Origin of the sequence: Vibrio casei (genome assembly GCF_002218025.2) — a bacterium.
In the GTDB taxonomy this organism is placed as follows: Bacteria; Pseudomonadota; Gammaproteobacteria; order Enterobacterales; family Vibrionaceae; genus Vibrio; species Vibrio casei.
In genome coordinates, this window is record NZ_AP018680.1 from 1,777,998 (window position 1) to 1,804,742 (window position 26,745).

The window sequence follows — 26,745 nt, forward strand, 5'->3', positions numbered from 1 at the left end:
GGCGATTTCACCTTAATTCAAGATCGCCAAATAAGCGCTTGTTCACTTAAGAAAGCCATAGGCAAAACACTATTAGGCCAAGAGCGTTCTAATTGAGATTGGAATAACTGTAGAGTATCTAAACCCGGCGTTTGGTGTGGTGTTTGCCATGCTGATAATCGAGCCAATTGCGTTAAGCCTATCGTTGATTCAAGACTAGAACTGATCACCACTTGCAAGCCTTGTGCTTTAGCGTAATCAATAAGCCTAATGCATCGATCAATGGAACCAATTAAAGTAGGCTTAATCACTAATGCGCCCAATTGATCATTAAAAAAATTTGAAACATCAAACTCTGTCACATTGAATTTTGGAGTATGGATAGTCTCTTGCAACGTTTCATCCCAAGCAATCTTGATCCCGGTTTGACGAGCAAACTCAAGGCTAAGCTCAGGGGTATGGCAAGGCTCTTCTAAGAAAGTAATTCGACGGCGTAATTCCGGCGTAACATATTGCGCAAATTTTAGTGCTTTATCCAAACTCCAACTGCGATTGGCATCTAAACGTAAATTCAATTCTGGGATAGACTCCAAAAATAAATTCACTAGCATCCCGTCTCTAATCGGTTCATATAAACCTACTTTCACTTTGGCAACCTTTTGACGGTCATTATCCGCCATGTTTTGAAACACGGGAATTAATTCATCCGGATCACCACTGCATAAAGGCGCTACAAGATATTCACCTGCTTGAGGCAATGTCTGTTCAAGCTCGTATTTCGCCGCAGATAATCCAAAAGAGACCGATGGAAATAAGCTTTCGAAATCAGGCCATTCACCCGTTTTTTGCCATGTTGATAATATTGGTAATAATTGTGCTTCGACTTGCTCTAGTGTTTCATAACTAAAAGTGGGCAGTGGTGCACATTCGCCTAGTCCACCATGTTCATTTTCATAAAGCTCAATAATATAGCCTTCACGTTGTAATAAACGTTGTTCGCGAACAATCACACCACTGTCCATCGGCAGTTGATAACGATATAACGTTACTTGACGTGAAAACTGGCTCTTCTTAAACATAACTACTCACTAATACCAATATAAAGAAAATAAAAAAGCATGTCTTAAGACACGCCTTTATCTAAATCTTTCAGCCTTTATAAAAAGTTTAAGTCATCTGAATTACAACGTATCAACAAATGCTTTTACTATGCTGGAAAATTGTTGTGGCTGTTCATGATGAACATTATGTCCTGCATTTTTTACCAGTTGATATGGCAAGCCACTTTTTTCAGCTAATATCCTGAATTTCTGATCTTTCTCACCACAGACATATAGTAAAGGCACTGACAATTGCTTTAAATCATCAAGTAAATATGGCTGTTTCGCTAATGATGTCGCTCGTAACATACATCCTAATTGTGACCCCAGATTATCACTTCTTAGCTCAACTAATTCTTCTCGTTGATCATCATCTAAAGAACTAAATACACCTTGTAAGTACCAATCATATAAGACGTCTTCAATTGCTTCGGTCGCAAAACGTTTTGACCAATGTTTATCATCTTCCCAACGCAATACATTCTCTTGTTCTTGAATCAGACCAAAATTACCACCTTCTAGAATTGCACCTTGAATATTTAAATCTGGAAAAGCTTGTTTTGCCATGCCAAACATTGCAATTCTCGCCCCTAATGAATACGCAACAAACACTAAAGGGGTATTAGGCGCGCGCTTTTCTTTTTTCAACTTACTTAATACCGTCAGTTGAACTTGTTGACAAGCTTCTTCAAAGTTTTGCACTTCGCAATACTTACTTAAGCCATGACAAGGTAAATCGATGCAAATTGCATGTGGCAAATTCAAATGTGATAAACAATTGTTCCAATCTAAGCTTGAACCTAAGAATCCATGTAAAAACACAGGAATAGGCTGCTGCGCTTCAATCTCTCCACTATCATTTCTTTCAACCATTTGACTATAAAGCATGAGATTTTACCGCCTGTACAATTGTTTTAATATGTTGAGAAGCTTGTTCTGGTAGCGTAAGCACTTCAATTAATAACGCAGAATGAACCATACCCTGTTGGTGTTGCTTAATATAGCTATCAATGCTTTCTATGCATTGCGCCATAGTTATGGGTTGGCAATAACCCAAACCAAATTGTTTTGCTGCAAATTCAAACGTTAAGCCATGAGGCATTTGGTATAGAGTCTGCTTTTGTTCAGCTGGTACAGGTAGTAAATCAAAGATTGCACCACCATTATTATTCGTCACGATCACAACGTGGGGTTGTTCAATCTGTCTCAACAAAGCCAGAGAATTTAAATCATACAATAATGACGTATCACCAATTAGCGTCAGCATCGTTTGGCGTTGATGGCGCTGAATACCAACCGCTGTTGCAATTAAACCATCAATACCTGATGCCCCTCGATTGGTATAAACTTCTCTGCGATCAATTGTAGACAACATATCCACCAAACGAACAATTAAGCTGTTACCAATGAACATATTCCCCTTGCCCATCACACGAAGTAGATCATCCAAACACAAAACTAACTGACACTCCGTTAGGTATTCTGAGTTTTTGTGAGGTTGCGCGGAAAATTGAATGACTTGCCTAGCCTCTTTAAGTTTATCAGCCCAACCCGATTGAGGAACCGCATTATTAAGAGCAGGAGAAATAGCATTATTTAGCATATCAATGCTATCGGAAACAGAAGCCACGGTTCTTAATTGCGATAAATGATCAGGGTTTAATACACTAGGCGTGGGATCAAAAAGCCAATAATGTGAATGGTATTGAGAGACAACATGTTTGATCCATTGCCCTATACGCTTAGAAACTAATCGCGCACCAAACTGAAAAATACACTCTGCTTGTGACAACATGCTCATATAATGGGGAGACTGCAACCACAAATCAAAATGAGCCCAGTCGCTGCTAATACCACTTTGTGGATCGCATAACACAGGCCATCCATATTTTTCTGCAAAGGCTTTGGCTTTCAGCGCTTCTTCTAAAGGCATTTTTCCAATGACCACCACGACTTTTAGGTCATAAATATAATTAAGAATATGTTGTTGGAAATGGTTGGTTAATTCTGAGACATTGTAACTTGTATACAATTCATCCAATGGCATTTCTACTAAAGAAGCATGTTTGGCATTCTCAAAATAAGAAACATAATGCTCTTTTTCTTGTATAGATTGAATGTATAAGGGCTCTGGATAAGGGCAGTTAATATGAACGGAACCACCTCTGACCTTCTGATAAAGCATTGCATGTTGTACAGACACCAGTACCTGGCCTAGGTCCTGTTGAATCGATGGGCTTGGTAACATAACACTTTTGATTACATGGCTGGAGAAAATCCCTTTTTGTTGAATCGCTTGATTCGCCCCAACATCAATCAACTCTTGTGGCCTATCCGCTGTTAATAAAATCAGCTTTTCTCCCGTTAAGCCAGTTTCAGCTGTACAAGGTAATAAGTTCGTCACCGCCGTGCCCGAAGTCACAATCACCGCGACAGGTGTCCCGCTCGCTTTCGCCAGACCCAAGGCCAGGTAGCCCAGCCCTCTTTCATCAAAATGAGTATTAATAGTCAGATCGGTTCGGTCTGCCAATTCTAGCGCTTCTAAGCTCAACGGGGTTGAGCGCGAACCCGGTGCAATACAAACATGTTTTACACCTTGAGAATATAACGCTTCCAATAGAGCTTGCGCCCAAATTCGGTTAAGTCCCGCTTGGCTCATAGACCCTCACAGTGATCGTTTTCAATAGGGTAATCTGAAATTAAATTTAATAATGTGGCTGTTTTACGGTTTAACTCTTGCCATTCAAATTCAGCTTCAGATCCTGGAACAATGCCAGCCCCTGCATACAACTTAACCGTATTCTCAGTGACAACTGCGCTGCGAATACATACGCAAAATTCCGCTTTATGGTGGCCAAAATACCCCAAAGAACCACTATACCAACCACGAGTAAAAGGCTCATTAACTCGGATGAAATTTAAAGATGCTTCACGAGGTAAACCCGCAATAGCCGCTGTTGGTTGAAGGGCGGTTAACAACTGAACCCCTTTCACGCCAAGTGATAAATTACCATTAATATGACGCTTTAAATGTTGTACGCGTCGTAACTGGATTAACTGTGCTTCAGGTTGCACATCAATAGTTTCAGTATAAGGCGTTAATCGCTCAATAATGTCATTAACAACGATCTGATTTTCACGTAAGTTCTTATCATCATTAAGTAGCCAATCTGCCAATTGTTTGTCTTTTTCAGGATTATCATCTCGCCCAATCGTCCCAGCTAATGCTTCCGTTTCTAACATGTCACCACTTCGGTGATATAAGCGTTCAGGCGTTGACCCAAGAAAGCTGTCATTAGGTGAGAGCGACATTAAAAAATGAAAACTATTACGATTTTGTACACGACTTGCTTTTAACAACTGGGCTGCTTGAATCGGTTGATCAAGTTCCACGATGGTTTTACGAGCCAAGACGACTTTTTCAAATTCTTTAGATTCGATCGCTATCAATGCTTTTTCTAAGATATGTTTCCATTCATCGCATTGAGGCGAATAATGCACCGTACTCGATTGAGGTTGTAATGGCGCACTTGGTTGATAATCGGCTTTCAGCTTTTTGAGGTCCCGAATAGTACGTTCATGGTCATCCGATAAATTGACATTCAGAGACCAATTATCATCCTGTCGCATCAATTCAATTTTAGGTAAGAAGAAATAACTCGACTGATGGCGCGTTTTCGCATGTTCACTATCAAACGCTTTCCCCCCCCACACACGCTGTTGCGGACCAAGGATAGCGTAAGCTGCTATTGGGTCGGTGAAAGTGTGGATTTGCTCTAACGCAACCACTTCCTCACGTTCATCTCGTGATTGCCAATAAAAGCGAGGGTATAATATTTGCTCTTGCAACCAATCTATAGCATTAAAACTAGCCGGAAAATTGACTGGCTGACTAATTCGGTTTTCACTCGAAACTTGTCCATTTCTAATCTTTTCTATCAGTGATTCAATCACCTGATTTAATCCAGACAAGCCGACCTCTCAATATTCTCATTCTAGCCCCAAACTATTGAAGCATATTCATTTTGAAACATTACAACCCCTACCGCGCCTACTCTAAGTTTTCACTTACGGCAAATCAAGTAATAACCATAATTTAAACATTGATTTCTCTACGACGGTGACATTTTAAGCATAGTTAATCTCCAAAAAGAAAGGAGATGATTAAGCGTATTTTATCGCAATGATAATCATTTTTTATTGATAGAAAGAAAAAGCGAATGAATACCGTAAAACAAAGCATCTTCATATGGTTTGAGTATAAAAAATAGTGTAACTTGATGGGTCACAAACAATTTTCATTATGGGTATAAGGCTATGAACCACATCGAGATGTCATCAAAACTCGATAATGTCTGTTACGACATTCGAGGGCCAATCCTAAAACATGCCAAGCGCATGGAAGAGGAAGGGCAAAAAATTCTGAAACTAAATATTGGCAACCCTGCCCCATTTGGTTTTGATGCCCCTGATGAAATCCTTGTTGACGTTATTCGTAACTTACCGACATCTCAAGGTTACTGCGATTCAAAAGGTATTTATTCAGCGCGTAAAGCTGTCGTTCAGCATTATCAAAAGCTGGGACTCCGCGAGCTTGAAGTCGAAGACGTGTACATAGGTAATGGTGCGTCAGAATTGATCGTAATGTCGATGCAGGCATTGCTCAATAACAGCGATGAAATATTAATACCGGCTCCCGACTACCCACTATGGACAGCCGCCGCCTCACTCGCAGGTGGCAAACCAGTACACTACATTTGTGATGAGTCATCTGATTGGTATCCTGATCTCGATGATATTAAAAGCAAAATCACACCGCAAACTCGTGGCATTGTACTGATTAATCCAAACAACCCAACAGGCGCGGTTTACAGCCGAGACTTTTTATTAGAAGTGGTTGAAATTGCTCGTCAACATAGCCTCATTATTTTTGCTGACGAAATTTACGATAAAGTACTTTATGACGGTGCAACCCATACCTCTATTGCCACCTTGGCCGACGATGTATTAATGGTGACTTTTAATGGGTTATCTAAAGCGTATCGTGTCTGTGGATTTCGCGGCGGTTGGATGTTTTTGACTGGCCCTAAACATCTTGCAAAAGGATATGTCGACGGATTAGATATGCTTGCCTCAATGCGTCTATGTGCCAATGTACCAATGCAACATGCAATTCAAACAGCCTTAGGCGGCTACCAAAGTATTAATGAATTAATTCTACCCGGTGGTCGGCTGTTAGAGCAGCGTAACCGAGCTTACGAGCTTATTACGCAAATCCCTGGCATTACTTGTGTTAAACCGAAAGGGGCAATGTATTTATTCCCAAAAATTGATGTGAAAAAATACAACATTAAAGACGATGCAAAAATGGTACTCGATTTCTTAGTTCAAGAAAAAGTACTGCTGGTACAAGGGACAGGCTTTAATTGGAAGCAACCCGATCATTTCCGTATTGTAACGCTGCCACATGTCGAAGATTTAGAAACGGCAATTGGACGATTTGAACGTTTCCTATCGACTTATTCACAATAATGCGTTCCACAGGCTTCTCTTATAACGAGAAGCCTGTTTTGTATTCAAAGGCATAAACTTTGTTTGGAGATATTATGACTCAATCTCAACCTAGCCACTTTTTTGCCCATTTAGCCAGAATGAAACTGATTCAACGCTGGCCTTTGATGCGCTCCATTTCAGCCGAAAACATTTCGGAACATAGCTTACAAGTCGCCTTTGTCGGCCATGCTTTAGCTATCATTAAAAATAAAAAATTTGGCGGTAAAACAAACCCCGAACGGATCGCGCTACTTGGTATGTATCACGATACCAGTGAAGTGTTAACGGGAGATTTGCCCACCCCCGTGAAGTATTACAACCCGGCCATTGCCAACGAATATAAAAAAATAGAATTAGCGGCAGAAAAAAAACTCGTTTCAATGCTACCAGAAGAATTCCAGCAAGACTTTGCCCCCTTTCTACTCAGCGATTCAATTAATCTTGAAGACAAAGCAATGGTAAAACAAGCTGACAGCCTTTGCGCTTACTTAAAATGTTTAGAAGAACTCTCGGCAGGCAATCACGAATATGAACAAGCTAAAGGCCGTTTAGAAAAAACATTGCAAGAACGTGAAACACCTGAAATGAGATATTTCTTAGATGTTTTTGCACCGAGCTTTGAGCTAACTTTAGATGAAATCAGCTAACTTTAATGGACTATATAAAAAAATAATCAAACACAACGAGGCAATATGGAAGAACAATCATCTCGCCAGAACAGTGCTTTTAAACTGACAAATAATGAAACTTGGCAAGCAAGAATCAATAACGAACAAAAACTTCGACGTAATGATCACAGAGATGTATACCAACGAGATCGTGCACGAGTTTTACACTCGGCTGCTTTTCGCCGTCTACAAGCCAAAACGCAAGTTCACAGTACTGGCATGAATGATTTTTACCGAACTCGCCTCACCCATTCTTTAGAAGTATCTCAAATCGGGACTGGTATTTTAGAGCAACTGAAACGTAAACAACCTGAATATCAAGGTTTGTTCCCGCCGGCCAGCTTAATTGAAACCTTATGCCTTGCCCATGATATTGGTCACCCACCATTTGGTCATGGTGGTGAAGTAGCACTCAATTATATGTTGCGTAATCATGGAGGATTTGAAGGCAACGCTCAAACGTTTCGTATTGTCACTCAAATCGAACCTTACACTGAATACCATGGCATGAACTTAGCAAGACGAACATTACTCGGCTTACTCAAATACCCAGCGCTAATAAGCCAAGTACATGCCCAGCAGCGTCCAGATGACATTGCAGCACCTCGTCAACTAAAAGCCGCCGATTGGCTACCTGCAAAAGGAATCTATGATATTGATTTGCCTTTTTTAGATTGGGTTTTACAACCACTCTCAGAGCACGATAAAGCACTACTCTCCGCCAAACGTAAACAAAGTGATAGCAATCCATTCGAACATCAAAAAACACGCTTTAAATCGCTAGACTGCTCTATTATGGAACTGGCAGACGACATTGCTTATGGCGTGCATGATTTAGAAGATGCCATAGTGCTTGAAATGGTCAACCGCAAACAATGGCAAGAAGGGGCCGCCAGTAAGCTAGCAGAATGTGGCGACGAATGGTTTGAAAGGAATATCGATAAACTTAGCGAAAAGTTATTTTCAGGCAAGCACCATGAGCGTAAAGATGCCATTGGCGGCATTGTAAATGCATTGTTAACCAGTATTGAACTAAGACCAGTCTACGCCGAAACTGCATTTGATGCCCCACTGCTTAACACTAATGCATATCTTGATGCCCCAATGGCGTATGCATTAGACGTTTTCAAAAGCTTCGTCAACCGCTACGTTATCCATGTACCAGAAGTACAGCAATTTGAATATAAAGGCCAACAAATCATTATGGATATTTTCGAAGCCTTTAATGCCGATCCAATGCGTTTATTACCCGATACCACCAAAAAGAAATGGAAAGAGGCCGAAGACGACCATAAAGGTGGCACCCGCATTCTCGCCGACTATATATCAGCCATGACTGACGGCTATGCCCAGCGAATGCATCAGCAGTTATTTTCTTCTCATTCGCTGTTTTAGTTATTAGCAGAGACATCTCCCTTATTTTAAATAATAAGGGAGATAAGTTTATACCACTCAACCAAACAACTTACTCCATATACTGGGGTTACGTTTATCATGATATTCAATACGAAGATCATCAACTGTACGTAGCGCTGCCTTCGCTTGATCAAGTTCCCCAGCTTCTAGGTTTGCTTTTACATTAGCCAAAGCAATAGTCAATTTATTGAAACCTTCTAAATATAAGTCTTGTTTTTCTAATGGATAAGCACCCTGCTGAGCTTGATTAACCAGTTCAGTCAAATGAGTAATTGAGGTTTCCATTTCGTCGATATTTTGGGCTTCAGCCGCCTGTTTAAACTCGATTCTCATCTCTTTCATGGTCGCTTTCAGATCAAATGCAGCACTATGTGCATTAACCGTGACCAATAAGGCAATAAAAGGAATTAACTTCTTCATTGTACAACTTTGTATGCTATTTGAATGGTGCTAGAAGTGTAGCGAATACCGTACATTAGACACAAGAACAACCCATCATTATCCCATTAATTATTTTTTTTATTGTTACTATACCGAACATAGTTACTCTCAAATACCCCTTCAGGCATTTGAGTAATTTGATAATCTACCATTTGAGTAAACGTATGCATTAATGGGGAAAAGTCATTTTCTGGATCAATTAAGCTCAATGCATGAAACCCTGCTTCAACCGTCGATAAGTGCTGCTCAGTTGGCGCCTTACGAATACGATAATTACCGACCAAATCTTTAGGCAAAGCAATTTGAGCTAAGCCATGCAAATTCGTCGAGAGTTGCCATATTTTATAGGCTTTCTTCCAAGTTCCATCGATTATAATTAACCGAATTTTTTTATCCGAAGGATTTATTACATTCAGAGTCTCTTCCGATAATAAACAACTTTCTTGGCTAGGATAAAGTACTATCGAGACATATTCCTCATCAAGTAATAATTGATTCAACCTTATATTAGAAGAAAAATTTTCACCCACAAGACACTCACAACCTTGTAAACTCAAGTGCAATATTTTCGCCGTACCCATTGGGCGCTTAGTTTCAGACGGATGCTGAAGTATCACTAACTGCGTTTGTGAATCTATTGGTTTAATCCAATTACAAATACAGGCATTATTAGCCTTTCCACACTGTAAACAATATCGAGACATGAGGTAAAGATTGTTCCTTTTACTGTTCATCATTAGCGCAATTATGATCTTTTTCCAAATTCCTATTATCAACGACTGGATGCTTTGGGATCGTGACGCCATTTTAACGGGCCAAGTGTGGCGAATCGTAACAGGAAACTTTGCTCACACCAATATCTATCATTTAGGTATGAATCTCATCGGTTTGTGGCTTATCTGCTCTATATTCAGACCAGAACTCAAACCTCGATCTTTTTTACTGATTATCGGTTGCTTAGCATTAGCAGTGGGAACCTTGCTACTCACAACGTCCATGTACATTTATGTTGGGTTATCCGGTATATTACATGGCTTGTTTGCTTGTTATGCACTCACGGAGTATAGAAAAGGTAAGAAAGCCAGTTTATGGCTTGTTTTAGGTCTACTTACGAAAATATTATGGGAGCAACTGTTTGGCTCACCGACAGGAAGTGAAGAATTGATTAGCGCGAGTGTCGCAATCAATGCACATTTATTTGGATGCTTAACAGGTTATATCTTAAGTTTTTGTCTTCTAAAAAAACCAGCATCGCCTCTAAAACTTAGTGAATAAATAAGGGCAACTCAATAACAGATTCATCCATTATTAAAATGCCCAGAACAATAAAAAACGTTACAACAAAATGCGATCCTGATTTTTTTGCACGGTCGCTTGACCAATCCCCTTAACGTTCATTAAGTCCTCTAATGACATAAAGTTTCCATGCTCATTTCTATAATCAACAATATCTTGTGCCTTCTTAGCCCCAATACCTTTAAGCATAGAGGCAATTTCCTCAGCATTAGCAGTATTCACATTAACAGTAATATTAATACCTGCATGCTTTTCTTGCGTATTCTTATTGGTACTTACTTCACTACTCTCTTCGGCTTTAACTTCTGCATAAGCAATATTAAACATCAACCCCATAGACAATAACGTCATAAAAACAGTTCGAATAAATGTCATTTCAATATCTCCAGTAATAAAAAAGGAGTACCAGATTAATTCAAAGCATAATGTCGATTTGTCTCAAATTTGGACATTCGATGCATAGCAAATTTTAAAGAAACTACAGATATATCAATTACATAAAATATTCAGCATTGAAATATAAAAAAGAGCTGCACATTGGCAGCTCTTTAATTTTCTATGTATTGAAAGAGGAGTTATTGTTGCTCTTCAATTGCATAGTATTTAATCGTTGTCGTTTTACGTAAAGAATCTAGAACCACTTCTAAATCTTGTTGATTATTAACGCGTAACAATTGGGAAGCAATTTGCTGTTGGAACTGAGGATCATCACTAGTCGTTACTTTATTCAGTTTCAAAATTACAATATTACCGTTCTCATCTTTTGCTTTCCCATAAGAAGCTTTACCTTCTTCAGGATGAGGTAGAGCAAAAGCTTGAGCGGCTAAAGGCGATCGGCGATCAATATTTTGAGAGTCTCCAAACGTTAGATTATTACTCACTAATACTGAGTCATCACCTTTTTTCAGTGAATCCACAATTTTAGACGACAAATTTAATGCATCTTGTTCACCCTTCGTTGCGGCAAGTTGCGCTTTAACTTTGTCTTTAACATCGTCAAGTGGCAATATCGTTTCAGAACGTAGATCATTGACACGAACAACAATCACATGCTCAGGCGCCACTTCAAGTACTTCAGAGTTCAAACCTTCTTTTTTAACATCAGAGTTTTCAAGTGCCTTTGCCACCGCAGGTACTTTCAAAACATCAGGCGCAGTTTCAGATGAAATAAACTCTGTCGTTTGAATTTTTTGATTAATCGCTTTAGCCGAATCATCTAACGAATCTGGTGATTCAAAAGAAACCGATTCCAGTTTCGTTTGTAGCTTATAGAACTGATCTAAAGCTTTTTCATCCGTTAGATCTGACTTAATTTCGTCAACCACTTCTGAGTAAGGCTTAGCATCGGGTGCTTTATCGTCTTCTAGTTGAATTATGTGATAACCAAAATTAGATTTCACAACAGATGAAATATCATCTTTGTTTTTCAATTCAAATGCAGCAGCTTCAAACTCAGGGTCCATCGCACCCTTTTCAATCCAGCCAAGTTCACCACCATTTTTCGCGCTTCCTACATCTTCGGAGGTTTCTTCCGCTAACTGAGCAAAATCTTCACCTGATTGAAGTCTAGCAAGCACTTCATCCGCTTTCTTCTCATCTTTGACTAAGATATGGCGAACTTTGCGCTGTTCTTTCGTTGAGTATTTATCTAAATGCTCTTGATAATATTTTTGAGCTTCCACTTCAGTAATTTTAATTGATTTTTTAAGTTGCTCGGCTGAAAGTTCAACATAAGCGACTTTCATTTGCTCCGGACGAGCATATTGATCCATGTGCTCTTTATAGTAGGTTTGTAACTCTTCATCCGTCACATCGACCTTTTTAGCAAAATCAGCAACATTTAACACGATTGATTGAATATCACGTTTTTGAGTTAATAACTTGCTTTGCTGAGCGACTTCATTCGGTAAAGTAAATTCACTATCTTCCAATGAAGACAATACTTGCTGACGAAGAGTATCTTTTCGCAAATATTCTGCAAAACTATCAGGACTGAATCCAGCACGACGTAAGGCTGCTGCGTAAAAATCTTGATCAAATTTACCATCATTTTGGAACTGAGGCATAGTCACAATCAATTGACGGACTTGATCATCACTGACACGCAGATCTAATGACTTTGCATACTCTTCAAGCAGCACATCATTAATCATTCGATCCAGCACGCTTTTACGAAAAGATTGAACGTATTGAGGATCGCCCATTAATGTTGAGAAATAATCCCCCATTTGAGACTGCATACGATTACGTTCATTTTGATACGCTTGCTCAAATGAACGTTGGCTAATTTCAGTATTACCCACTTTAGCGGCCGTATTATTACCGCCTGTCACTAAATAACTGCCTACACCAGCAAAAACAAACGAAAGGATAATTAATCCTAAGATAATTTTAATTGCGATGCCATTTACGCCTTCGCGTAGTCGATCCATCATAATCTAACTGCTCTCTTAATACTGACTGTTACCAACTGTCGAAACCACTTGTAAAAATACGAGAAAGAAACAACACGTTTGGTCGAAAAAAATATTACCTCGATAATATCAGAAAAAGAAAAGCGCACCAGTAAGATGCGCTTTTTGATAGGTAAAGATTGAGATTATTCGTAAAAATCCCAAGCCTGTTCACTCTTTGACGGTCAAAAACCATCAGGGATATTAGTTACAAGCATCTTTAAGTGCTTTACCAGCTTTGAATGCAGGTACTTTAGCTTCAGCGATTTGAATGACATCACCAGTTTTAGGGTTACGACCAGTGCGAGCAGCACGAGTACGAACACTAAAAGTACCAAAACCGACTAGCGCTACTTGCTCTTCAGATTTCAACGTTTCTGTTACTGCTTCGATAAATGCATCTAGTGCACGGCCCGCTGCTGCTTTAGAGATATCCGCATCACCCGCAATTTTTTCTACTAATTGAGTTTTATTCACTTGTTGTTCCCCTTTTCATTGTCAATTTTAGTTATTAACAATATACGTTCCATAAAGATTAAAATTAGACTGAACTGTTTTTAATTCAACGTCTTTAATGACTACCAGCTCAGGTCTATCAGGACTTAACTTAGCCTTGAAAAAAAACGCTGACAAGTACTTTCCGTCCTGTCAGCGTCAAACTTTCAACTAAATTTGTTTAATATCACTACTTTGTGACATCAATCACACAACCTGTTGGGTCATTTTCCAGGGCAACAACTAAAACTTCGTCTAACCATTGGACAGGTTTAACTATAAGGTCTGCTATCACATTTGCTGGAATGTCTTCTAAATCACGTTCATTTTCTTTTGGAATCAAAACGGTTTTAATTCCACCACGATGTGCTGCCAGTAGTTTTTCTTTCAATCCACCGATTGGTAATACCTCTCCGCGCAGTGTGATTTCACCGGTCATTGCAACATCCGCACGTACAGGGTTACCTGTCAAGCTCGAAACCAATGCAGTACACATTGCGATACCGGCACTTGGACCATCTTTTGGTGTCGCCCCTTCAGGTACGTGTACATGAATATCACGCTTTTCGTAAAAATCAGGATTAATACCCAATTTTTCTGCGCGGGAACGCACAACGGTCATCGCTGCTTGAATCGACTCTTGCATAACATCACCCAAAGAACCGGTATAAGTGAGCTTACCTTTACCAAGCATGGATTGCGTTTCAATTGTCAATAAATCACCGCCAACTTCTGTCCAAGCAAGCCCAGTCACTTGGCCAATGCGATTACTATCATCAGCTTTACCATAGTCACAACGTTGCACACCAAGGTAATCTCTCAAATTATCCATTGTCACCGTAACGGATTTCAACACTGGATTCAGAAGGATATTTTTCACTGCTTTACGACAAATTTTAGAGATTTCTCTCTCCAAATTACGCACACCAGCTTCACGAGTGTAGTAACGAATAATACCTATAATCGCTGAATCTTCGATTGTGATCTCTGAAGGTTTTAAACCATTACGTTCAATTTGCTTATTAGTCAGATGCTTTTTAGCAATATTAAGCTTTTCATCTTCGGTATAACCCGATAAACGAATCACTTCCATACGATCCAATAATGGACCAGGGATATTCATCGAGTTTGACGTTGCTACAAACATCACATCCGACAAGTCATAATCGACTTCTAGGTAATGGTCGTTGAACGAGTTATTTTGCTCAGGATCCAACACTTCAAGTAAAGCCGAAGAAGGATCACCTCGCATATCTGATGCCATTTTATCAATTTCATCTAGCAAAAATAATGGATTTTTAACACCCACTTTCGACATTTTTTGAATAAGCTTCCCAGGCATAGAACCAATGTAGGTGCGTCGGTGCCCACGAATTTCCGCTTCATCACGTACTCCACCCAATGCCATACGAGTATATTGACGACCTGTTGCAGCAGCAATGGAGCGACCAAGGGACGTTTTACCCACACCGGGAGGTCCGACTAAGCAAAGAATAGGACCTTTAAGCTTATTAATTCGGCTTTGAACGGCTAAATACTCAAGAATACGTTCTTTGACTCGCTCTAACCCATAGTGGTCTTCATTTAAGACCTCTTCCGCTTTCGCTAAGTTCTTTTTCACTTTAGAGCGTTTGCTCCAAGGTACACCCACCATCCAATCAATATAGCTACGTACAACGGTCGCTTCGGCTGACATCGGAGACATCATTTTCAGCTTTTGCAGTTCTTGCTCCGTTTTTTCACGTGCCTCTTTTGGCATTTTAGCGGCTTCAATTTTTTTCTGCAGGGCTTCAAACTCATCAGGTGCATCGTCCATATCACCCAGTTCTTTTTGAATGGCTTTCATTTGCTCATTCAAATAGTACTCACGTTGAGACTTCTCCATCTGTTTTTTAACACGACCGCGAATACGTTTTTCAACTTGTAATAAGTCAATTTCCGATTCCATCATTCCCATTAAAAATTCAAGACGTTCAACCACATTTGAAATTTCAAGCACTCGTTGCTTATCATTCAGTTTAAGTGGCATGTGAGCGGCAATGGTATCGGCTAAACGAGCAGCTTCATCAATCCCATTTAATGACGTTAATACTTCTGGTGGGATTTTTTTGTTCAGCTTGATAAAGCCTTCAAACTGATTGATAGCACTGCGTACAATCACTTCTTGCTCACGCTCATCTATCTCTGGGGTGACCAGAAACTCAGCATCAGCCGTGAAAAATTCTTCATTTGAAAAAGCGTGCACCTTGGCACGTTGTTGCCCTTCGACAAGCACTTTCACCGTTCCATCAGGTAATTTTAGCAACTGTAAAATCGTTGCTACTGTCCCTGTTGAAAACAGATCATCTACACCCGGCTCATCAGTTTCCGCATCTTTTTGAGCAACCAATAAGACTTGCTTATTAGTATCCATTGCGGTTTCTAAACATTGAATCGACTTTTCACGGCCAACAAAAAGTGGAATGACCATGTGTGGATATACCACAACATCACGTAGGGGTAATACGGGAATCTCGATACGCTCGGAACGCTCCAAGTTCATATTATTCTCTCTATTCCGTTTGCACATTCATTGAAAAGTATATGGGGGCTATCTTGCTAGTTTCAATAACATAAATAAAAAAAGGAGGCTTATCGCCTCCTTATTCTTCATATTTTCGCTTTTAGTCTATTTTATTCAGAGCTTGCGAGTTGGTTTTCTGTATTTTGATAAATCAATAAAGGCTCAGATTCACCTTTAATTACTGATTCATCAATAACCACTTTGGTCACATCTTTATTTGATGGCAACTCATACATGGTTTCAAGTAATACCGATTCCAAAATTGAACGAAGTCCACGAGCACCTGTTTTACGGTCCATGGCTTTCTTCGCAATCGCTTTTAATGCATCTTCACGAAACTCAAGCTCAGCACCTTCCAAATCAAATAGTGCACCGTATTGTTTGGTCAATGCATTTTTTGGTTGGCAAAGAATTTGAATCAATGCGTCTTCATCCAACTCTGTCAACGTAGTGGTTACCGGTAAACGACCAATAAATTCAGGAATTAAACCATATTTTACCAAATCTTCCGGTTCTACTTGCTTGAATAATTCACTGATAGTTTTGCTTTCGTCTTTACTGCGAACATCCGCCCCAAAGCCAATGCCGGTACCAACAGCGACACGTTGTTCAATCACTTTATCTAGGCCAGCAAATGCACCACCACAGATAAATAAAATTTTAGACGTATCAACTTGTAAAAACTCTTGCTGAGGATGCTTACGACCGCCTTGAGGCGGAACTGAGGCAACCGTACCTTCAACCAGTTTGAGTAGAGCTTGTTGTACACCTTCACCAGACACATCACGAGTGATGGATGGATTTTCCGCTTTACGTGAAATTTTATCGATTTCATCGATATACACTATACCGCGCTCTGCTTTAGAAACGTCGTAATCGCACTTTTGTAATAGCTTTTGAATGATATTCTCAACATCTTCACCTACATAACCCGCCTCTGTCAGCGTGGTTGCATCGGCCATAGTGAAAGGGACATCCAAGAAACGTGCTAATGTTTCAGCTAGCAGCGTTTTACCACTACCGGTAGGTCCAATAAGCAAGATATTACTCTTACCTAGCTCTACACCATCTTTAGTTTTATCACCATTACGTAAACGTTTGTAGTGGTTATACACCGCAACTGATAACACTTTTTTTGCGTAATCTTGACCAATAACATAATCGTCTAAATGCTCACGAATATCTTTTGGCGTCGGTAATGCTTCCGATTCTTTTTTCGGAACCACATCTTTTACTTCTTCGCGGATAATGTCATTGCATAAATCAACACATTCATCACACACATATACGGAAGGACCTGCGATCAGCTTGCGAACCTCATGCTGGCTTTTACCGCAGAAAGAGCAATATAGCAGTTTAGTACTACCACCCTCTTTGCTTTTATCTGTCATTCGCTAACCTCTTAGCCTTTAAATCTTAAATTCAGTCTACAACAATTTTAGACACAATGCTTTGTGGTAAATCGTTGAGCTAAAGAAAAATGCAACACTTTAGAGAACAGACCTTATAAAAGTCGATTTTCTTTCATTCTAAAATATTGCGTATCTCTTTATGATTTACGCTGGACGATTTGCTAATACTGCATCGACTAAACCGTAATCAACTGATTGTTGTGCCGACATGAAATTATCACGATCGGTATCTTTCTCAATCACTTCTAACGGTTGGCCGGTATGCTCAGCAAGTAGACCATTTAGACGTTTTTTAATCGTTAGGATCTCTTGCGCGTGAATTTGAATATCAGACGCTTGGCCTTGGAAACCACCTAACGGTTGGTGAATCATCACGCGCGAGTTTGGCAAACAAAAACGCTTACCTTTTTCCCCACCAGCAAGTAAAAATGCGCCCATAGAACACGCCTGTCCCATGCACACTGTACTTACATTTGGCTTGATAAACTGCATGGTGTCGTAAATCGACATTCCCGCAGTTACAGAACCACCCGGTGAATTAATATAAAGGAAAATATCTTTATCTGGGCTTTCTGATTCTAAAAATAGTAACTGAGCCACGACAAGGTTTGCCATGTGGTCTTCTACTTGCCCAGTTAGAAAAATAATACGTTCTTTTAATAAACGAGAATAGATATCGTATGAACGTTCACCACGAGAAGTTTGCTCTACCACCATTGGTACAAGCGCATCAACAATTGGAGACATGGAATTATTTTCTTGGTAGCTCATATTCGCTTTCCCTGTAGTAGATAAGTTCATAACTAACTCTTGCCGATAGCAATTATTGGTTAATCATAAACCTAGATGCTTACCTATGCCAACCGAGAATAACGATGGTTGCAGCAAGCTATAAAAATAAATGGCTCGAATGAGCTGCTCATATAAAGAGAGTCATATCGAGCCATTGTTAGCAAAAGAGTTAAAACGCTGTCAACTCTTCTACTCAGCGAAACCTGATTTCACTTAATATTTTGAGTGATTAAGCAGGTTGTTGCTGGTTCATTAACTCATTGAAGCTTACTTCTTTATCAGAAACTTTTGCTTTAGCAATGATTGCATCAATTGCTTGATCTTCAAGCGCTACGTTACGAATGTTGTTCATCATCTGCTCATTTTGCTCGTAATAAGCGATCACTTCTGATGGATCTTCGTAAGCTGTTGCCATTTCTTCGATAAGCGCTTTAACACGCTCGTCGTCAGCTTTCAATTCTTCAGTCTTAATAACTTCACCTAGAAGTAGGCCCACTTTCACGCGACGAGCAGCTTGCTCTTCAAATAACTCACGTGGAAGTTGAGCAGCAGCTTCAGGATTTCCACCGAAACGTTGTGCTGCTTGTTGACGTAAAACTTCAACTTCTTGATCAATAAGTGCTGAAGGTACGTCCATTTCATTTTGCTCAACAAGACCATTAATCGCTTGCTCTTTAATGCGACCTTTAATAGCTTGTTTCAGTTCACGTTCCATATTCTTACGAACTTCAGCTTTAAGTGCTTCAACACCGCCTTCCGTTACGCCAAACTTAGAAACAAACTCGTCAGTTAGCTCAGGAAGCTCACGAGTTTCAACTTTGCTCAATTTAATATCGAACTTAGCTGATTTACCTTTTAGATTTTCAGCGTGGTAATCTTCTGGGAAGTTAACGTCGATAGAAAATTCTTCGCCCGCTTTCTTACCTAAAATGCCATCTTCAAAACCAGGAATCATACGACCTTGGCCCATTTCAAGAGGGAAAGCGTCTGCTTTTCCACCTTCAAATGCTTCACCATCGATGTAACCAACGAAATCGATAGTTGCACGGCTAGCTTCGCCAACAGCTTCCTCTACTTCAGCCCAAGTAGACTGTTGTTTACGAAGTGTTTCGATCATTTCAGCAACGTCTTCTTCTTTTACTTCTACTGCTGGTTTCTCAACAGTAATGTTATCTAGACCTTTTAATTCAACTTCTGGGTAAACTTCAAAAGTTGCAGTAAAGACAAGATCTTTGCCTTCTCCCATGTCAACTGGTGCGAAAGTTGGCGCACCCGCTGGATTGATTTTTTCTTTAACGATTGACTCAATAAAGTGACGTTGCATCACTTCGCCCATGATGTCTTGGCGTACTGCTTTGCCGTACATTTGTGCAACCATCTTCATCGGTACTTTACCTTTACGGAAACCATCAAAACGACGGTTTTTCGCGATGTTGCGCAATTCAGCTGTTACTGCATCTTCGATGTTAGCAGCAGGAACAGTAATAGTAAGACGGCGTTCTAGGCCTTCTAGAGTTTCAACAGTAGCTTGCATTATTTATAAACCTCAAAACTGGCTCAGTAATTATGAGCATATGAACTAAACGGGTCATCTAAAGAATATTCGTCTAAAGAGTCGTGTAGCTACATTTCTTGTGTTGCGTTCAATTGAACACATAAAAAAATAGTGAGCATCAATCAACGAATTAAACTGATACACAGCACGTTACGATGATTGAACTAATGAGCGAAACCTTTTTCATCTTTATATGAAGACAGAATCTACAATAAAAACGTAAGATAAAGGCCTCTCCTATTAGTCTCAGGATAAATTTCAACGCGTCATTCTAGCGATCTGAATCCTCGCTGTCGAGATAAGTCCTAAATTCTCACCTCAAATAATTAATTATTGAGATATGTAACTAAATGGGGGACGTTACCTCACCTTTCAAGGGAATCTAATGCTTTTTTTAACTAAACTCATAAAAAGAGATCCAGCTCAGGTTTCCATTGGTTAAACTGGTAACTTGTTATTTGCCGTTTATTCTAGAGGCTGTTTATCCATGAGTACCCATTGTGAGAAAGCCAAAGCGTTTTATTGTTGTCTCATTTATTCTTTATTTTTCAGTTGCCATTTGTGCCGTTTTTTTTTCGTGGCAACATTATTACCAATCACGCCTCAAAGCGAGTGATCTTCAGCTCCAACAATTCTCTCAACATTTTCTGACACAAATAGAAAAATACGCTTTTATTCCTCAATTACTGGCTCAAAATAAACGCCTGACCAATACCCTATTGGACATAGAAAACACCTCTCAACTGAACAATACAAACCGTTATCTTGAGCAAATTAACCAGTTGGTTAACACCTCAGATATTTACTTAATTGACCAAAAAGGCAACACGATAGCGGCAAGTAACTGGCAAGAGCGTGTCACTTTTATAGGTCAAAACTTCACCTTTAGGCCTTATTTCCAAGTTGCTATTTCTGGTCAAAACAGCCAATACTTTGCATTAGGATCAATGTCGGGTCTAAGAGGGTATTATTACTCATCCCCTATTGTACATCACACTGAGATCATTGGAGTGGTGGTAGTTAAAATTCAATTATCCACCATTGAAGACAATTGGAATGATACACAAAATAGCTTTGTAGTCAGTGACAACAACCATATTGTCATGATGACCAACCAAGATGAATGGTTATACAAAAGCTTAATCCATTTACCAGAAGAGCAATTATTAAAAATTCGCCGCGGGCAAAGATACCTTGATAAAGACATTTCTTCTCTCGATTTTATGGGCGATATCAACACTAACCCCGTCGAAATCACTATCAACAAAAAACCAAGTTTGTTTAATGGTTTTCTTTCTATTTCGCAATATTTACCTAAGCAAGATCTGAATGTCCGTATATTGATTCCTAAAATGTTAATTCTTTGGGATGTTCTAAACGTGCTTTTAACTCTAACGCTCGTCTCAATCTTATTATTTCTTGTTGTTATGTTTTACCGACAGCGAAAAAGTCGATTATTACAAATTGAACGGATCCGATCACAAGCGAAGCAAGAACTTGAATTTCAAGTTTTAGAACGAACATCCGAATTACACGGTGAAATTCGTACCCGTATAGATACGGAAAACACCTTGCGACGAACACAAAATGAATTAATTCAAACAGCTAAGCTAGCAGTACTCGGACAAATGTCAGCCAGCATTAGTCATGAACTGAACAATCCATTAGCAGCTATTCGCAGTTTTTCCGATAATGCTCGTCAGTTTCTGCTAAAACAGGACAATGAAAAAGTACAACAAAACCTTGAGCGAATTTCCGACCTTACGGTTCGAATGGCTAAAATAAGTCAACAACTTAAGCATTTCGCCCAACGAACCTCAACCCATGACTTAATCAACAGCAGTATTAATGCCGTTATTAAATCGGCTGATGAATTAATGCAGCCCGAACTTAAAGTCCATAACGTTACTCTGCAGCTTCTGATTCCGGCTCAAACTGTTACGGCAAAAATTAACACCATCGCCTTAGAACAAGTCCTTATCAACACGATTACTAATGCAATTCATGCTGTTTCCGGTCAACACTCCAAAATAATAGAACTTGAGCTACTCGAACAAAAAGGACATGTTCTTATCCATATTCGAGACAATGGATGTGGTATCAGCCATGAACAACTTGATCATTTATTTGAACCATTTTATACCAGTAAGCAAAATGGCTTAGGCTTAGGTTTGTCTATTTCTCAGCAGATAATGCAAAGTATGAAGGGCTCTATTTCTGCCAAAAATAAAGAAGCAGGCGGTGCGCAATTCACATTAACGATTCCCAAAAATGGAAAGCCATCGAATATTGACCCAACGAATAACAATATACCGCCATAGAAAGTAACCAAGGAAAACATAATGTCTGATGTATTTTTCATTGATGATGAACATGATCTTAGGATGGCTGTGGAACAAAGCTTCGAACTGGCCGATCTTAGTGCCCAGTTTTTTGCTGATGCTGAATCTGCATTGATCGCGATTCAAGAAGGTAACATACCTAAAGTTGTGGTCAGTGATATTTGCTTACCCGGTATTTCTGGTGAAGCCATGTTGGCAACCATACAAAAAAAAGATGCTAATCTACCAGTCATATTAATTACTGGTCATGGCGATATTTCTATGGCGGTACAAGCCATGCATAATGGTGCTTATGACTTCATAGAAAAGCCATTTGGATCTGAACGTTTAATTGAAACCGTCAAACGTGCTATCGATAAACGCCAGTTATTACTGGAAAATAAACATCTAAAAATTGAATTAAAAGCCAATAAAACCCTTGGGCCACGTATCATCGGTAATACAACTAGCATTGAACAATTAAGACAAGCTATTAACCATATTGCCGATACTCATGCTGATATTCTGCTTTATGGTGAAACAGGGACAGGAAAAGAGTTGGTCGCCCGATCCTTACATGAACAAAGCAGCCGACGTGATCAAAACTTTGTTGCAGTGAATTGCGGCGCCGTGCCTGAAAACTTAATCGAAAGTGAACTATACGGGCATGAAAAAGGTGCATTTACCGGCGCAGAAAGTCGCCGAGTCGGTAAATTTGAATACGCCAATGGTGGGACTCTTTTTCTTGATGAAATCGAATCGATGCCGATGCAAGCTCAAATCCGCTTATTACGAGTGTTGCAAGAGCGTCATATTGAACGCATTGGTTCCAATCAAACAATACCCATTAACATCCGGATAATTGCCGCCACTAAAACCGACTTAAGGCAAGCATCCGAACAGCAAATCTTTCGCCAAGATCTTTATTATCGACTGAACGTCGTCACTTTAAAGCTTCCGCCATTGAGGCAGCGCCGTGAAGATATCCCCGCGCTCTTTCATCACTTTTTATTGGTTGCAGCTGCCCGCTATGGCAAAACGGCCACCAGTCTTTCCACTCACGATTTGCAGCGGTTGCTGGGCCATGATTGGCCGGGGAATGTACGAGAATTACGCAATGCTGCCGAACGTTTTGTATTACTGGGAAAACTGAGCGATCTTAATGGCAAAATATTAGAAAGAAGCCAAGCCGAAGCCCCTATCACAGGCTTGGTGCAACAGATCGCGGAATTTGAAAAAATGCTCATTGAACAAACCCTAGCGGAAGTTGATGGCAGTATAAAACTGGCAATGGAAAACCTTAAACTGCCACGTAAGACCCTATATGACAAAATGCAACGCTATCAAATAGATAAAGATAGTTATAAATAAAAAACGCCCCGGGTTCCAAATGATGACGACAAACCATCACCAGAGTCTCTCAGGGCGTTTACTTACTTAACCTATTATTGATGCTGGTTTCTAAAGTATTTGAACTCTCATACCCAAGTCCCCAGTAAAAAATTGATTATTTTATAATAATCTCAGGCCCCATTAACAAGGTTGGTAACCACGTTGAAATAACGGGAACATAGGTGATAATAATTAAAAATAAGAACATCACACCGACCCAAGGAAGCGCCGCTTTTACCACATTAAGCATCGACATTTTAGCCACACCAGAAGTCACAAATAAATTCAAACCCACTGGTGGTGTGATCATTCCTATCTCCATATTCACCACCATCATTATACCAAAGTGAATAGGATCAATGCCTAATGCTATGGCAATCGGGAAAACCAAAGGCGCAACAATAATGAGCAGACCTGATGGTTCCATAAATTGGCCGCCAATCAGCAGTAGAATGTTCACCATGATCAAAAACGTAATTGGCCCTAGACCTGCCGATAGCATCGACTCGGTGATCATCTGAGGAATGCGCTCTTCGGTTAACACATGCTTTAAAATCAATGCACTCGCAATGATAAACATCAGCATAATAGTAAGCTTACCCGCTTCAAATAACGACTTTTTAGTATCCGGATGCACAAATGCATAAGCGATTTTCACAATCGTCGGCAATTTGCTTTCCTTGTCGGCAAAAGGCCCCATATCTTTATACACAAAATTTGCGATCAAAAAGGCATAGATGGCCGCCACCGCAGCCGCTTCTGTTGGTGTGAAAATCCCGCCATAAATCCCTCCCAAAATGATCACAACAAGCAATAACCCCCAACTTGCCCCTTTTGCAGCTAAAAATGCTTCTTTCCAACCGACAAAAGGTTGAGCCGGCAGTTTTTTAATGCGAGCAGCAACATAAATCGCCACCATTAACATCACACCGGCTAGTAACCCAGGAATCACCCCTCCTAGAAACATCCGACCAACGGAAACGTCCGTCGCTGCAGCGTATACCACCATAACAATAGAAGGTGGGATCAAAATACCTAATGTTCCCGCATTACAAATAACACCCGCTGCGAACTCTTTTGAATAACCATTTTTCACCATACCGGCAATAACAATGCTACCGATAGCCACGACGGTCGCAGGCGATGACCCAGACAACGCCGCAAACATCATACACGCCACAACCGACGCCATAGCAAGGCCACCACGAAACCAACCCACCATTGCAATCGCAAAACGAATGATCCGCTGAGCAACCCCACCTGTCGACATGAAAGTAGAAGCAAGAATAAAGAATGGAATAGCCAATAACGTATAATGCCCAGAAAATGAGTTAAATAGTGTTTGAGCCACCGACGCGAGTGAAGTATCTGAATGAACGAGTAGAAACAGAACACTTGATAAACCAAGTGAAATAGCAATAGGAACACCAAACACCATGAAGCCAATCACCATGACAAACAATAAAATAATATCCATGATTCAGTCTTCCTTGTTCTGTGTTTTTAGTATATCGAGATCATCTTCTGCTTCATGGCTCGCAATCATGCGGTCCTTTTGGTTCGTCACAACATAGTAAGCTACTTGAAGAAATCGGAAGGTCAGTAATAACATTCCTATAGGGAGCGCCATATAAGGAATGAAACGTGGCATTTTTTCATAACGTTCACCTTCATTAAGCCAAGTAGACAAGAACTGTAAAAAGTCTGGCATAGGAATATCATCGGTTTCATACCATGCTCGCTCCGTAACAAATGGATACCAATAATTCCAAGAGCCAATCAATAACAAAATAGAAAATGCAAGGCAGGAGCTAACGGCGATTAAAGCAAAAACTTTCCGCCAATGAGTAGGCAAAAGATTGATCACCACATCCACGCCAATATGAAACTGCTTTTTCACGCCATATGAAGCACCGACTAGAATCAACCACGCAAACAAAAATACCGTGGCTTCAAGCGCCCATAAAATATTGTCATTTAGCACATAACGAAAGACTACGTTGATAAAAGTAAGTACCGTCATTAAGCCCAAAAATAAAGCGATCAACGATTCTTCTATTGAGTCGGTTATTTGGCCCAGTTTATCCATCAAAGAATGAGACATATTCCCTCCCTGTCATCATTAAAATGGCATAGCTTTTAATTGCAATTATTCAGTCATTACAATTAATTAGCCATGCCCATTTGCTAAACCGTGAGGTTATTTGTTTGAGGCTAATGCTGCGTCAATCAAATCAGACCCAATATCTTTTTCGAACTTTGTCCAAACAGGTTTTAACACAGTGACCCATTCTTGACGTTGCTCCGGAGTCAGCGTCCGTACGACACCACCCGCTTCTAAAATATTGTTCTTACTTTCATTATCGACACGGGTAGATTCCGTATTACGGGTCACCGACACTTCATGCAGAATTTGACTAAGCTGGCTACGAATATCATCCGGTAAGTCATTCCACCAAGAGTTTGAGGTCACCACTAAGTAGTCCAGAATTCCGTGATTTGTTTCCGTCGCGCCATCTTGTACTTCAAAGAATTTCTGACCATAAATGTTCGACCATGTATTTTCTTGACCATCAATAACCTTGGTTTGTAAGCCGCCATATACTTCTTTAAATGACATTTTTTGAGGGTTAGCGCCTAGTTGTTCAAACTGAGCCACCAATACATCGGAAGGTTGAACGCGAAATTTTAACCCCTTAGCATCCTCAGGGTGAATCAGCGGTTTATTAGCCGACATTTGTTTCATACCGTTATGCCAAAACTCCAAACCTTTTAAGCCACGGCGAGTCATCGAGTTTTTCAAAATATCGCCTGATTCTGAATTTTGAAAACGATCGACCGCCTCAACATCATCAAACAAGAAAGGCAGATCGAAGATGCGGAATTTTTTGGTGAATTTTTCAAATTTGGATAAAGAAGGGGCTGCTAGCTGAACATCACCATTTAATAACGCTTCAAGTGCTTTATCGTCATCATAAAGCGTTGAATTCGGGAAAACCTGCATACAGGCTTTACCGTCCATTTCCTTATTAACACGGTCTGCCAATAAAGAAGCGGCGATGCCTTTCGGATGTTTGTCTGCATTGGTTACATGGCTAAATTTAATCACCAATTCACCAGAGTCACAGGAGTCGGATGCAGCCGCATTAAAACTAGCCAGTACCGATGCTGCAGTTAAGGTGACAGCGATAAGAGATTTTTTAGACATTTTGTTCTCCTTAATTATGATAATCGACTTTTTCTAAAGCCGTATCTCATATAAGCAAATGCCGTACCAACCCCTCAATAAATTAACAACTCATTAACAAT

At 39.9% G+C, this 26,745-nt stretch carries 22 protein-coding genes; 6 read left to right on the forward strand and 16 right to left on the reverse strand.

Annotation, left to right across the window (positions count from 1 at the left end):
* Positions 1-17 precede the first annotated feature (17 nt).
* From menC to VCASEI_RS08420, 4 genes are all read right to left on the reverse strand, one after another.
* The gene (gene menC, locus VCASEI_RS08405) at positions 18-1,058 is read right to left on the reverse strand and encodes an o-succinylbenzoate synthase (protein ID WP_089110197.1); all 1,041 of its coding nucleotides are present in this window, start codon (positions 1,056-1,058) and stop codon (positions 18-20) included.
* A gap of 102 nt (positions 1,059-1,160) precedes the next feature.
* Entirely contained in the window at positions 1,161-1,967 is an 807-nt protein-coding gene (gene menH / locus VCASEI_RS08410) for a 2-succinyl-6-hydroxy-2,4-cyclohexadiene-1-carboxylate synthase (protein ID WP_089110198.1), read from the reverse strand.
* On the reverse strand, positions 1,957-3,738 hold the full coding sequence (gene menD / locus VCASEI_RS08415; RefSeq protein ID WP_089110199.1) for a 2-succinyl-5-enolpyruvyl-6-hydroxy-3-cyclohexene-1-carboxylic-acid synthase: 1,782 nt from the start codon (positions 3,736-3,738) through the stop codon (positions 1,957-1,959). Before menD ends, menH begins: the two co-directional genes overlap by 11 nt.
* The gene (locus VCASEI_RS08420) at positions 3,735-5,051 is read right to left on the reverse strand and encodes an isochorismate synthase (protein ID WP_086960920.1); all 1,317 of its coding nucleotides are present in this window, start codon (positions 5,049-5,051) and stop codon (positions 3,735-3,737) included. Before VCASEI_RS08420 ends, menD begins: the two co-directional genes overlap by 4 nt.
* Positions 5,052-5,396: 345 nt before the next feature.
* Here VCASEI_RS08420 and VCASEI_RS08425 point away from each other — a divergent pair, with 345 nt between their 5' ends.
* The 3 genes from VCASEI_RS08425 (at position 5,397) to VCASEI_RS08435 (ending at position 8,695) form a co-directional block, all read left to right on the forward strand.
* The gene (locus VCASEI_RS08425; protein ID WP_086960918.1) at positions 5,397-6,611 is read left to right on the forward strand and encodes a pyridoxal phosphate-dependent aminotransferase; all 1,215 of its coding nucleotides are present in this window, start codon (positions 5,397-5,399) and stop codon (positions 6,609-6,611) included.
* Positions 6,612-6,685: 74 nt separating this feature from the next.
* Positions 6,686-7,279: a 5'-deoxynucleotidase gene (gene yfbR / locus VCASEI_RS08430; protein ID WP_086960916.1), complete on the forward strand. Its 594-nt coding sequence runs from the start codon at positions 6,686-6,688 to the stop codon at positions 7,277-7,279.
* A 45-nt stretch (positions 7,280-7,324) separates the two neighbouring features.
* Entirely contained in the window at positions 7,325-8,695 is a 1,371-nt protein-coding gene (locus VCASEI_RS08435) for an anti-phage deoxyguanosine triphosphatase (protein WP_086960914.1), read from the forward strand.
* Positions 8,696-8,752: 57 nt separating this feature from the next.
* On the opposite strand, the gene VCASEI_RS08440 is transcribed toward VCASEI_RS08435, so the two are convergent.
* Entirely contained in the window at positions 8,753-9,136 is a 384-nt protein-coding gene (locus tag VCASEI_RS08440; protein ID WP_086960912.1) for a cytochrome b562, read from the reverse strand.
* A gap of 86 nt (positions 9,137-9,222) precedes the next feature.
* Positions 9,223-9,861 carry a tRNA-uridine aminocarboxypropyltransferase gene (locus VCASEI_RS08445; RefSeq protein WP_089110200.1) on the reverse strand — a complete coding sequence of 213 codons (639 nt, stop codon included), beginning with the start codon at positions 9,859-9,861 and terminating at the stop codon, positions 9,223-9,225.
* A 10-nt stretch (positions 9,862-9,871) separates the two neighbouring features.
* Between VCASEI_RS08445 and rrtA the strand changes: the two genes are divergently transcribed.
* Entirely contained in the window at positions 9,872-10,432 is a 561-nt protein-coding gene (gene rrtA, locus VCASEI_RS08450) for a rhombosortase (protein WP_089110201.1), read from the forward strand.
* Between the two features lie 60 nt (positions 10,433-10,492).
* On the opposite strand, the gene VCASEI_RS08455 is transcribed toward rrtA, so the two are convergent.
* The 7 genes from VCASEI_RS08455 to tig form a co-directional block, all read right to left on the reverse strand.
* On the reverse strand, positions 10,493-10,819 hold the full coding sequence (locus VCASEI_RS08455) for a ComEA family DNA-binding protein (protein ID WP_374700994.1): 327 nt from the start codon (positions 10,817-10,819) through the stop codon (positions 10,493-10,495).
* 209 nt (positions 10,820-11,028) lie between these two features.
* Positions 11,029-12,888 (reverse strand): peptidylprolyl isomerase, encoded by a 1,860-nt coding sequence (ppiD, locus tag VCASEI_RS08460; protein ID WP_086960904.1) that lies wholly within the window; start codon positions 12,886-12,888, stop codon positions 11,029-11,031.
* Between the two features lie 222 nt (positions 12,889-13,110).
* Positions 13,111-13,383, reverse strand: a complete 273-nt coding sequence (locus tag VCASEI_RS08465) for an HU family DNA-binding protein (protein ID WP_086960902.1) — start codon at positions 13,381-13,383, stop codon at positions 13,111-13,113.
* Positions 13,384-13,591: 208 nt separating this feature from the next.
* The gene (lon, locus tag VCASEI_RS08470) at positions 13,592-15,943 is read right to left on the reverse strand and encodes an endopeptidase La (RefSeq protein WP_089110202.1); all 2,352 of its coding nucleotides are present in this window, start codon (positions 15,941-15,943) and stop codon (positions 13,592-13,594) included.
* A 131-nt stretch (positions 15,944-16,074) separates the two neighbouring features.
* Positions 16,075-17,355 (reverse strand): ATP-dependent protease ATP-binding subunit ClpX, encoded by a 1,281-nt coding sequence (gene clpX / locus VCASEI_RS08475; protein ID WP_086960898.1) that lies wholly within the window; start codon positions 17,353-17,355, stop codon positions 16,075-16,077.
* Between the two features lie 165 nt (positions 17,356-17,520).
* On the reverse strand, positions 17,521-18,147 hold the full coding sequence (gene clpP, locus VCASEI_RS08480; RefSeq protein WP_086960896.1) for an ATP-dependent Clp endopeptidase proteolytic subunit ClpP: 627 nt from the start codon (positions 18,145-18,147) through the stop codon (positions 17,521-17,523).
* Positions 18,148-18,397: 250 nt separating this feature from the next.
* Positions 18,398-19,702, reverse strand: coding sequence for a trigger factor (gene tig, locus VCASEI_RS08485; RefSeq protein WP_086960894.1), 1,305 nt, complete (start codon positions 19,700-19,702; stop codon positions 18,398-18,400).
* Positions 19,703-20,223: 521 nt separating this feature from the next.
* Between tig and VCASEI_RS08490 the strand changes: the two genes are divergently transcribed.
* Both VCASEI_RS08490 and VCASEI_RS08495 read left to right on the forward strand, forming a co-directional pair.
* Positions 20,224-22,044, forward strand: a complete 1,821-nt coding sequence (locus VCASEI_RS08490; RefSeq protein ID WP_086960892.1) for a sensor histidine kinase — start codon at positions 20,224-20,226, stop codon at positions 22,042-22,044.
* 21 nt (positions 22,045-22,065) lie between these two features.
* On the forward strand, positions 22,066-23,415 hold the full coding sequence (locus tag VCASEI_RS08495) for a sigma-54-dependent transcriptional regulator (RefSeq protein WP_086960889.1): 1,350 nt from the start codon (positions 22,066-22,068) through the stop codon (positions 23,413-23,415).
* A gap of 136 nt (positions 23,416-23,551) precedes the next feature.
* On the opposite strand, the gene VCASEI_RS08500 is transcribed toward VCASEI_RS08495, so the two are convergent.
* From VCASEI_RS08500 to VCASEI_RS08510, 3 genes are all read right to left on the reverse strand, one after another.
* Positions 23,552-24,913 (reverse strand): TRAP transporter large permease, encoded by a 1,362-nt coding sequence (locus VCASEI_RS08500; RefSeq protein WP_086960887.1) that lies wholly within the window; start codon positions 24,911-24,913, stop codon positions 23,552-23,554.
* 3 nt (positions 24,914-24,916) lie between these two features.
* On the reverse strand, positions 24,917-25,540 hold the full coding sequence (locus tag VCASEI_RS08505) for a TRAP transporter small permease (protein ID WP_086960885.1): 624 nt from the start codon (positions 25,538-25,540) through the stop codon (positions 24,917-24,919).
* Positions 25,541-25,636: 96 nt separating this feature from the next.
* Positions 25,637-26,644 carry a TRAP transporter substrate-binding protein gene (locus tag VCASEI_RS08510; RefSeq protein ID WP_089110203.1) on the reverse strand — a complete coding sequence of 336 codons (1,008 nt, stop codon included), beginning with the start codon at positions 26,642-26,644 and terminating at the stop codon, positions 25,637-25,639.
* Positions 26,645-26,745 lie beyond the last annotated feature (101 nt).

What these genes read in the sequence shown, in the direction of transcription:
- menC (WP_089110197.1), bottom strand. Translation starts at nt 1,058, where the DNA reads ATGTTTAAGAAGAGCCAGTTTTCACGTCAAGTAACGTTATATCGTTAT.
- menH (WP_089110198.1), bottom strand. Translation starts at nt 1,967, where the DNA reads ATGCTTTATAGTCAAATGGTTGAAAGAAATGATAGTGGAGAGATTGAA.
- menD (WP_089110199.1), bottom strand. Translation starts at nt 3,738, where the DNA reads ATGAGCCAAGCGGGACTTAACCGAATTTGGGCGCAAGCTCTATTGGAA.
- VCASEI_RS08425 (WP_086960918.1), top strand. Translation starts at nt 5,397, where the DNA reads ATGAACCACATCGAGATGTCATCAAAACTCGATAATGTCTGTTACGAC.
- yfbR (WP_086960916.1), top strand. Translation starts at nt 6,686, where the DNA reads ATGACTCAATCTCAACCTAGCCACTTTTTTGCCCATTTAGCCAGAATG.
- VCASEI_RS08435 (WP_086960914.1), top strand. Translation starts at nt 7,325, where the DNA reads ATGGAAGAACAATCATCTCGCCAGAACAGTGCTTTTAAACTGACAAAT.
- VCASEI_RS08440 (WP_086960912.1), bottom strand. Translation starts at nt 9,136, where the DNA reads ATGAAGAAGTTAATTCCTTTTATTGCCTTATTGGTCACGGTTAATGCA.
- VCASEI_RS08445 (WP_089110200.1), bottom strand. Translation starts at nt 9,861, where the DNA reads ATGTCTCGATATTGTTTACAGTGTGGAAAGGCTAATAATGCCTGTATT.
- ppiD (WP_086960904.1), bottom strand. Translation starts at nt 12,888, where the DNA reads ATGATGGATCGACTACGCGAAGGCGTAAATGGCATCGCAATTAAAATT.
- lon (WP_089110202.1), bottom strand. Translation starts at nt 15,943, where the DNA reads ATGAACTTGGAGCGTTCCGAGCGTATCGAGATTCCCGTATTACCCCTA.
- clpX (WP_086960898.1), bottom strand. Translation starts at nt 17,355, where the DNA reads ATGACAGATAAAAGCAAAGAGGGTGGTAGTACTAAACTGCTATATTGC.
- clpP (WP_086960896.1), bottom strand. Translation starts at nt 18,147, where the DNA reads ATGAGCTACCAAGAAAATAATTCCATGTCTCCAATTGTTGATGCGCTT.
- tig (WP_086960894.1), bottom strand. Translation starts at nt 19,702, where the DNA reads ATGCAAGCTACTGTTGAAACTCTAGAAGGCCTAGAACGCCGTCTTACT.
- VCASEI_RS08495 (WP_086960889.1), top strand. Translation starts at nt 22,066, where the DNA reads ATGTCTGATGTATTTTTCATTGATGATGAACATGATCTTAGGATGGCT.
- VCASEI_RS08500 (WP_086960887.1), bottom strand. Translation starts at nt 24,913, where the DNA reads ATGGATATTATTTTATTGTTTGTCATGGTGATTGGCTTCATGGTGTTT.
- VCASEI_RS08505 (WP_086960885.1), bottom strand. Translation starts at nt 25,540, where the DNA reads ATGTCTCATTCTTTGATGGATAAACTGGGCCAAATAACCGACTCAATA.
- VCASEI_RS08510 (WP_089110203.1), bottom strand. Translation starts at nt 26,644, where the DNA reads ATGTCTAAAAAATCTCTTATCGCTGTCACCTTAACTGCAGCATCGGTA.